Origin of the sequence: Enhygromyxa salina (assembly GCF_000737335.2) — a bacterium.
Taxonomy (GTDB): domain Bacteria; phylum Myxococcota_A; class Polyangia; order Nannocystales; family Nannocystaceae; genus Plesiocystis; species Plesiocystis salina_C.
Window position 1 is genome coordinate 1 of the sequence record NZ_JMCC02000187.1, and the last position, 7,871, is coordinate 7,871.

General features: G+C 66.0%; 9 protein-coding genes. 4 read left to right on the forward strand and 5 right to left on the reverse strand.

All coding sequences use genetic code 11. The features are described 5' to 3' along the window. Nucleotides 1–170 precede the first annotated feature (170 nt). Entirely contained in the window at nucleotides 171–1,751 is a 1,581-nt protein-coding gene (locus tag DB30_RS39465) for a vWA domain-containing protein (protein WP_052559147.1), read from the reverse strand. Between the two features lie 216 nt (nucleotides 1,752–1,967). On the opposite strand from DB30_RS39465, the gene DB30_RS39470 reads away from it, so the two are divergent. Continuing rightward, on the forward strand, nucleotides 1,968–2,123 hold the full coding sequence (locus DB30_RS39470; protein WP_153258494.1) for a hypothetical protein: 156 nt from the start codon (nucleotides 1,968–1,970) through the stop codon (nucleotides 2,121–2,123). Between the two features lie 199 nt (nucleotides 2,124–2,322). On the opposite strand, the gene DB30_RS39475 is transcribed toward DB30_RS39470, so the two are convergent. The 4 genes from DB30_RS39475 to DB30_RS43340 all read right to left on the reverse strand — a co-directional run bounded on the left by DB30_RS39475 (nucleotide 2,323) and on the right by DB30_RS43340 (nucleotide 5,080). Next, the gene (locus tag DB30_RS39475) at nucleotides 2,323–2,622 is read right to left on the reverse strand and encodes an MTH1187 family thiamine-binding protein (protein ID WP_052559148.1); all 300 of its coding nucleotides are present in this window, start codon (nucleotides 2,620–2,622) and stop codon (nucleotides 2,323–2,325) included. A gap of 58 nt (nucleotides 2,623–2,680) precedes the next feature. Beyond that, complete coding sequence (locus DB30_RS39480) at nucleotides 2,681–4,261, reverse strand: hybrid sensor histidine kinase/response regulator (RefSeq protein WP_052559150.1); 1,581 nt, start codon at nucleotides 4,259–4,261, stop codon at nucleotides 2,681–2,683. 65 nt (nucleotides 4,262–4,326) lie between these two features. Next, nucleotides 4,327–4,515: a hypothetical protein gene (locus tag DB30_RS43335; RefSeq protein ID WP_420870700.1), complete on the reverse strand. Its 189-nt coding sequence runs from the start codon at nucleotides 4,513–4,515 to the stop codon at nucleotides 4,327–4,329. Nucleotides 4,516–4,585: 70 nt separating this feature from the next. Then, nucleotides 4,586–5,080 (reverse strand): FIST N-terminal domain-containing protein, encoded by a 495-nt coding sequence (locus DB30_RS43340; protein WP_420870701.1) that lies wholly within the window; start codon nucleotides 5,078–5,080, stop codon nucleotides 4,586–4,588. A gap of 42 nt (nucleotides 5,081–5,122) precedes the next feature. On the opposite strand from DB30_RS43340, the gene tssB reads away from it, so the two are divergent. The 3 genes from tssB to DB30_RS39500 form a co-directional block, all read left to right on the forward strand. Beyond that, nucleotides 5,123–5,605: a type VI secretion system contractile sheath small subunit gene (gene tssB, locus DB30_RS39490; protein WP_052559154.1), complete on the forward strand. Its 483-nt coding sequence runs from the start codon at nucleotides 5,123–5,125 to the stop codon at nucleotides 5,603–5,605. A 50-nt stretch (nucleotides 5,606–5,655) separates the two neighbouring features. Then, entirely contained in the window at nucleotides 5,656–7,131 is a 1,476-nt protein-coding gene (gene tssC, locus DB30_RS39495; RefSeq protein WP_052559155.1) for a type VI secretion system contractile sheath large subunit, read from the forward strand. A 129-nt stretch (nucleotides 7,132–7,260) separates the two neighbouring features. Then, nucleotides 7,261–7,871 (forward strand): type VI secretion system ImpA family N-terminal domain-containing protein (locus DB30_RS39500; RefSeq protein ID WP_205633177.1); only part of this gene is annotated, 611 nt, incomplete at its 3' end.

Below are 7,871 nucleotides of genomic sequence, written 5' to 3' on the forward strand. Positions count from 1 at the left end.
AGGAAGCGACGCAAAGCGACCAACGTCCGCCGGAGACGAGCGAGCCCCCCTCCGGGGGGCCACTCACACGACCGCGAACAGCTAGCCGGCCCGACGAGCGAGCGAAGCGAGCGAACGGACGCGAAGCGTTCGCCTTCGGCAAAGTGCAGTGCGCCCGCGGGGGAGCTAAACTAATCCGCGGGCCAGGGTTCGGGGGGCACGGGGTTGGGCGAGTTGGTCACGCTCCCGCGCGCCTCGAGGTTCTCGATGAACCGATACACGTAGAACAGATCATCTTCGATGTCTGCATCCGGCGTCGCGGCCAGCCACTCCTCGACGCTCAGCGCCAGCGGCCGCAGGATCGACAGCGCGCCCGCGTCGTCGCCAACCGAGGCGCGCGTCGCCGCCATCTCGAACGCTACATACAGGTTCAGCATCACGAAGCCCTTCTCGACGCTGGCGTCGCTAAACCACCCGTTCTCGGGCGTCTCCCACGGGCCAAGCGGCGACTGGACCTCGACGACCTGCTCGATGATCTCGTCGCTCCCGGGCACTTGGTACTCGAACTCGATCCGGCCGACCTCGCCGGGATCGTCACCGGTTGGGGTCAGCTCGAGGATCATCGCCCCGCCGCCGCCGCGGCGACCGTTCTCGTTGTCGTCGTCGCTCATGCGGTGAGCGATCTGCAGGATCGGGATGTCGATGTGCCCGTGGTTGCCCCACACCTCGGCCTGCTTGGTCCCGTAGATCCGGCGCAGGTCGTAGCCTTCGAACACGGTCGCGTCGATCGTCACGTCCTGCGCGAGCGGGATCACGAACGCCTGGACCTCCTCTTCGAACACCTCTTCGACCGCGGCGTAGTCCTCGATGTAGTAGAACGATCCGCTGCCGACCTCGGCGAGCGTGCGCATTAGCTCGACGTCAAAGTCGTCGCCAAGGCCGATCGTGGTCAGGCCCAAGCCGAGGTCGCCCCACGCCGTTGCGAGGCCCTCGATCTTCTCGGAGCTGGTGATGCCCACGGTCGCCATCCCGTCCGAGACCATGACCACGCGGTTTTGATAGCCCGCTTGCGCGTGGGCCTGCACGGTCTCGAACGCCGCGCGCAGGCCCGCGTAGATGTTGGTCGAGCCCGCGGTCTCGAGCCCCGCGATCGCCGTAGCGAGCTCGACCGAGTCACCCGCGACATGCTCGACGATCAGCTTGGCCTCGTCACCAAAGCCGACCAGGCTCACGCGATCTTCGGGCTGCAGGCTGTTGCGCATGCGCAGCAGCCCCTCGCGGACTCGATACAGCGGCTCACCGGCCATCGAGCCCGACAGGTCCACGGCGATCGTCAGATTCAGCGGCGGGCGCTCGACTGCGTTGGCGTCGATCGGCGTGTTCATGCCAACCAGCACGACCGTGCAGTTCGAGCCCGAGATCATGTTGCCCATCACGCCCAGCATCCCGTGGATGCACACGTCCTCGCCGCAGTTGGGCGCGGGCATCTCGATCTGGTGCTCCGCGAAGAAGCCCAGATCGTCGATCGTCTCGGGCCCCGGGATGCCGCCCTCGAGCAGGATCTCGCGGAACAGGCCGAAGTCTTGGGCGCCGCCTTGGCCAACGCCGGAGCCGAGCGAGGACCCGTCATTGCCGCCTTCGCCACCGAAGTCGCCGGCCTCGCTGGAACAGCCGAGGCCAGGGAGCGCGAGCAGGCCCAAGGCGCCGAGTGCGGCGCTGGCGAGGCGGGGCTTGGAGAAGAACGGGGCGGCTGGGGTGCGGTGGTCTTGCATGGATAAGCTCTCGAAGGGGGTCGCGCGGGTAGTCTTGGGGGGGGCGGATCGGTTCACTTCGATTTTTGGCCTCACGCACCGCCGCGAGACGACCTCACCCTCCGTTCGGTGCTTGCGTAGCGCATCCTCATGCGGTGTCATGAGACGGTCGCTCATGATGACCGAGCCCATTGGCCGTATCGTCGGCCGCGCCCTTGGTGGTCGCAGAGCACGACCATGAGCCCGACCCGCAACTCAGAAAACGTAGAGCGCTTGCTCAGCGAACGACTGATCAAAGAAGCGCTCGAAGCAAAGATGATCGCACCGGCGGACGAGCACGCCGCAAAAAAGCTGATGAAGTATGTACCCTTCTGGGCGGTGGTTGCGTCGTGAGCGGTCGCTGGACGAGTCCGCTGGGCGCGGAACGCGGAACGCGGGGCGCTGGGCGCTGGGCGCTGGGCGCGGGTTTTACTTGCTGGTTTGCGGCTCTACAGCTCCATCAGCAAGTAAACGCGAGTAAAATCAAAGACTTAGGTATTTGACGGGTATTTGATGCGTTGTATGCGCGACATAGGGCGAACCAGCGAGGACGCTACTCGAGCAGCTCCGCCACGCTGCGCAGCTTGTCGTTCATCGACTGCTCGCGATCCGTCCGCGTCCCCACCCGAATCGTCGTCCCCACCCGCGGCGCTCCCATCGCGTGGACGCGCTCGTGGCAGGTACGGATCACCTCCATCACGCTCGCCCACTCGCCCTCCACGTTGGTCCCATATGCATGCATCCGGTGCTCCAACCCCGACTCCTCGAGCACCCGCTGGCACTCGGCCACGTACTTCGAGACCGACACGCCAACCCCGATCGGCACCAGGCAAAAATCCGCGATGACCTTCATGGCGCCATCATGCCTTCGATCCCCTGCAGGTGCACGGGCTCGCGCCTGAGCGGGCGGCTCAGCCCGTGACGATCTTCTCGATCGCCGCGGTCAGCTGCCGCAAGCTGAACGGCTTTTGCAAGAACGGCGACGCGTCCTCGCGCTCGGGGAAGAACCCGCTCATCAGCAACACGCGCCTGCGCAGGGCAGGGTAGCGCTCGAGGATCACCCGTCGCAGCTCATCGCCGCTCATCCCCGGCAGCCGCACGTCGCTGATCACCAAGTCAAAGGTCTCACTGGCCAGCTGCTCGAGCCCCAGCTCGGCGGTGTCGACCCCGATCGCCGTGTGCCCCGAGGCCCCGAGCAGGCGGACCAGGCTGCGCAGCAAGCTGGGCTCGTCCTCGACACACAAGATCCGCAGGCCGGCGGCCTTGCTCGGCGCGGGCGCGGGCGCAGCGACAGGCTCGAGCGGCGGGGCGAGCGGCAGCTCGAGCTCGAAGCACACGCCGCCCTCGGATCGGTTGAACGCCCGGATGTTGCCGTCGTTGTCCTGCATCAGGCCCCAGGTGATAGCGAGGCCGAGCCCCGTACCAATCCGCTCTCCGCCGCCGCGGACGAAGGGCGTGAAGATCTGCTCGAGCACCGGCTCGGGGATCGGCGGTCCGCTGTCGATGATCTCGATGAACGCGCGCTCGCCGATCGCTCGCGCCCTGACCACGACGGCGTCTTGGTCAGGACCGCTGGCGACGATCGCCCGCGCAGCGTTGCCAAACAAGTTGACCATCACCAGCTCGAGCTGGGCCGGATCTGCGATGACGCTGAGCGTCGGCGGCTCGACCACGCAGTTCAGCTGCACTGGCTGGCCGCCAACGCCCGCGAGCTGCCGCGCCGCTTCGATCGCGCCGATCACTTCGACGCGGGTTCGCTCGGGCGTCTCGGACACGGCGAAGGCCCGCAGGTTGGTGACGATGCTGGCGATCCGCTGCGCGTGCGCAAGCAGCTCGTCAATGTTCGGGCGGGCGGCATCGGAGGCTTGCTGCGCGAGCTCGGTCAGGCCGAGCTGCAAGACCGCGAGCGGGTTGTTGATCTCGTGGGCGACGCCAGCGGCGAGGTGCCCGATCGCCGCCAGCCGCCGCGCGTGCTGCAGCTCGCGGTCGAGCTCGACCCGCACGCTGACGTCACGAATGATCACCTGCGTGTGGCCAAAGCCGGGGACCGAGGCGACGGTGATGTCGACGACGCGACCGCCGACCATCTCGATCTCGTCGGCCTCACCGCTGTCTGCAGTCAGGAGCTCCTCGACCATGTCGCGCGCCGCCCCTTCGAACAGCTCGACCAGCGGCGTCTCGCGCAAGTCCCTGTCGAGCAGGCGGGTCGCGGTCGCGTTGGCGCTGATGATGATGCCGATGTCATCGATGATGAACGCGAGGTTGGGCCCGTGGTCGAACAGCGCGCGGTAGTGGGCCTCGGACTTGGCGAGCTCGCGGGTCCGCAGCTCGACGGTGTTCTCGAGCGACGCGATCGCCTTGTGGGCCGGGAGCGACTCGGGGGTGCGATGCTGGGCGTCCCGGGCCACGCGAGCCGAGAGCGTCTTGATCACCTCCTGTGCCGCGCGCAGCTGCTCTTGCAAGGCCCGGAGATCGTGGGGATCGTCAGTCATCGCGTGGGTCCGAGCACCAAGCCTGTCAGCGTGTGGTTGATCTGTACCGCGCCAAATTGTTCGCCCTAGGTCGTGAACCCAGCTCCCGGGATCGGCAGCATAGCGGTCCCTAGCTGCTCGACGAGCCCGCGCGCCCGAGCTTCCCACAGCCGGCCGCCGCAGTTGAACAGCAGCAAACCCTGCGGCTCGGGGACCCGCGTGAGCGCACGCGCGAGCCCAGCCGTGGTGGCGGCGACGATGTCACCCGCCGCCATTGGGTAGAGGGGAACACCAAGTCCTGTGGGCGCTCGCGGACCCGCCCCGCCCCGCTCCGCACCGATCTCCTCACGCAGCTCGTCGATCGCCTGAACGCAGCGCTCGTACTTCAGCTCGGTGGGCCGCTCGAGCAACACCGCGCGAACACGCAGCGGACCCGCGAGCGCGAGCGCAGACACGCTGTCGACCGTGCAGCCATCGGGCCCCGATCTCGCCGCGGGTGGTGCAGCCAAGCGTGAGGCTATCAGGAAACGCCTGGGCGACGGCCCTGGCCACGTCCGCGAACTCGAGCTTGCTGCTGACGAAGAGCGACCTGCGTTGCATCCGAGGAGCGAGCATGGGCGACGGTGAGCCCTGTCGGCATGCCCCGACCACAATCGACGCGCTCGTCCATATAAGATCAGTGGTCACACCCGTGGGGCCCTCCCGCGGTCTGGCGAGCGCTGTTGAGAGATCGCGCACTGTCCGCTGTGGCGCGCCGCGTAAACAGCCGCAGGTCCGCGTTCGCGAGCAACGCGGCTGTCTGGACGTGACCGCCCCGACCTTTCGATCAACGACGATCATCCTCGCGAAACGCAGAGCAAAGGTGATACGCTCCGCGCCGAGATGGCAAAAGAAGCATCCGTCGCCCCCAAAGAACGCGTCAACATCGTCTACAAGCCGGCCGGCGATGCAACCGAGGATGTCGAGCTGCCGCTCCGTATCCTCATGCTCGGTGACTTTACAGGCAAGGCAGACGACACCCCAGTCGAGGAGCGCAAGCCAATCAACATCGATAAGGACAACTTCAACGACGTGCTGTCCGAGTACAACATCGGCGTCGACATCAACGTGCCCGACACCCTCTCGGGGGAAGCTGGCGCAGAGATGGGCGTCTCGTTGAAGTTCAAGAACATGAAGGACTTCACGCCCGAAGGCGTGGTCGAGCAAGTCCCAGAGCTCAAGAGCCTGCTCGATCTCCGCAACGCCCTCAACGCCCTCAAGGGTCCGTTGGGCAACGTCCCGGCGTTCCGCAAGAAGATCCAGAGCCTGCTCGAAGACTCCGATTCGCGCGATGCCTTGTTGGCCGAGCTCGGCGCCAAAGACTGAGCCTCACCCACCCCTCACTGATTTCTCACCGACATACACCGAGAGTTCCCATGAGCACCGAAACTGAGAACGAATCTGGGGGAGCGGCAGCAGCCGAGGGCTCCCTGCTCGAGACCATCCTCTCCGAGACCAACCTCGCCCCCGGCGATGAGGCCTACGACGTCACCAAGCAGGGCGTGCAGGCATTCATCAGCGAGATGCTGAAAGGCCGCGAGTCCAAGAAGATCGACAAGGCGGCCGTCGACGCAATGATCGCCGAGCTCGACGCTCGCATGAGCCAGCAGCTCAACCAGATCTTGCACAACTCGTCGTTCCAAGCGATCGAGTCGGCCTGGCGCAGCCTCAAGTACACCGTCGACAACGTCAACTTCCGCGAGAACGTGCGCATCAACGTGCTCTCGGTTCAAAAAGACGAGCTGCTCGAGGACTTCGAGGACGCCCCGGAAGTCACCAAGTCGGGCCTGTACCGCACGGTCTACTCGGCCGAGTACGGCACCTTCGGCGGCCGGCCCTACGGGATGATGTGCTCGCTGTATGAATTCGCTGGCGGCCCACAGGACATCGAGCTCCTGCAGCAGTGCGCTGCGGTCGCGACCATGGCCCACGCGCCCTTCATCGGCAACGCGGCGCCCAAGCTGTTTGGCTTGGAGTCCTACGAAGATCTGCCGCGCCTCAAGGATCTGCAGAGCCTGTTCGAGGGCCCGCAGTACGCCCGCTGGCACGCGTTCCGCGAGAGCGAAGACGCTCGCTACGTCGGCCTCGTCGCGCCCCGCATGATGCTGCGCATGCCCTACGGCCCGGACGACGTGCCGGTCAAGTCCTTCAACTTCAAGGAGGACGTCATCGACCAGCACGAGAACTACCTGTGGGGCTACAGCTCCTGCGCGCTCGCAACCCGCGTCGCCGACAGCTTCGCCAAGTACCGCTGGTGTCCAAACATCATCGGTCCGACCTCGGGCGGCGCCGTCGAGGATCTGCCGCTGCATCAGTACAAGGCGATGGGCGAGATCCAGACCAAGCTGCCGATCGAGTGCCAGCTGACCGAGCGCCGCGAGTACGAGATGGCCGAAGAGGGCCTGATCGGTCTGACCATGCGCAAGGGCAGCAACAACGCCGCGTTCTTCTCGGCCAACTCGGTCCAGAAGGCCAAGGTGTTCCCGAACACGGCCGAGGGCAAAGCCGCCGAGACCAACTACCGGCTCGGCACCCAGCTGCCCTACATGTTCATCGTCACCCGGCTGTCGCACTACATGAAGGTGCTGCAGCGCGAGCAGATCGGCTCGTGGAAAGAGCGCGGCGATCTCGAGCGCGAGCTCAACGTCTGGATCAGCCAGTACGTCGCGGACATGGACAACCCGGCGCCAGGCGTGCGCTCGCGTCGTCCGCTTCGCAAGGCCTCGATCTCGGTCGAGGACGTCGAGGGACAACCCGGCTGGTACAAGTGCTCAATGAAGATCCGCCCGCACTTCAAGTACATGGGCGCGTCGTTCGAGCTCTCGTTGGTCGGCAAGCTCGACAAGGACTAGCTCTGGGCTGTCCACCATGAGCAAAGGGCTCCCTACGCAGGATTGCGTGGGGGGCCTTTTTCGCAGCTGTATCTCGTGTTGATTTCCTCGTCCTCCTCGTCCTCCTCCGCCTCGTACGCCTAGAGATCCATGGACAAACAGACCGTCCTGCAACGTGCCGCCGCCCTGCTCGCGCCGATCCCCGGCGACAACCCTGCGGGCCAGAACGCCAACTACGACGTGCGCCACGAAGAGCTGCGTCGCGAAGTAGCGAAGATCGAGTCGCCGACCACCGGCATGCCCGACTGGCCGCACGTCGCCAAGGTTGGTGGCGAGCTGCTCACGTCGACCAGCAAGGACTTCTTGATGGCCGCCTATGTCGCCTGGGCGTGGTTCGAGACCGAAGGGCTGCACGGGCTCGCGTGCGGTGTCGCGCTGATGCAGGGGCTGGTCGAGCAGTACTGGGACAACGGGTTCCCGCCGCGCAAGCGCCTGCGGGGGCGCGGCAACGCCTACGGGTGGTTCATGGGCCGGTTCGAGAACGCGGTCGGGGCTATCGTCGTCTCGCCCAAAGATCGGGTGGCGATTGCGATCTTGGAGGAGTCGGCGCCCGCGTTTGCGGCGGTGATCCGTGAGAACTTTGAAGACAGCGCGCCGGGAATGCGCTCGCTGACCGATGGCATCAAGCGGCTCGTGATCAACCTGCCGCCGGCTTCGCCCGAAGAGCAGGCGGCCGTCGATGCAGCGCTCGCTGGCGGCAA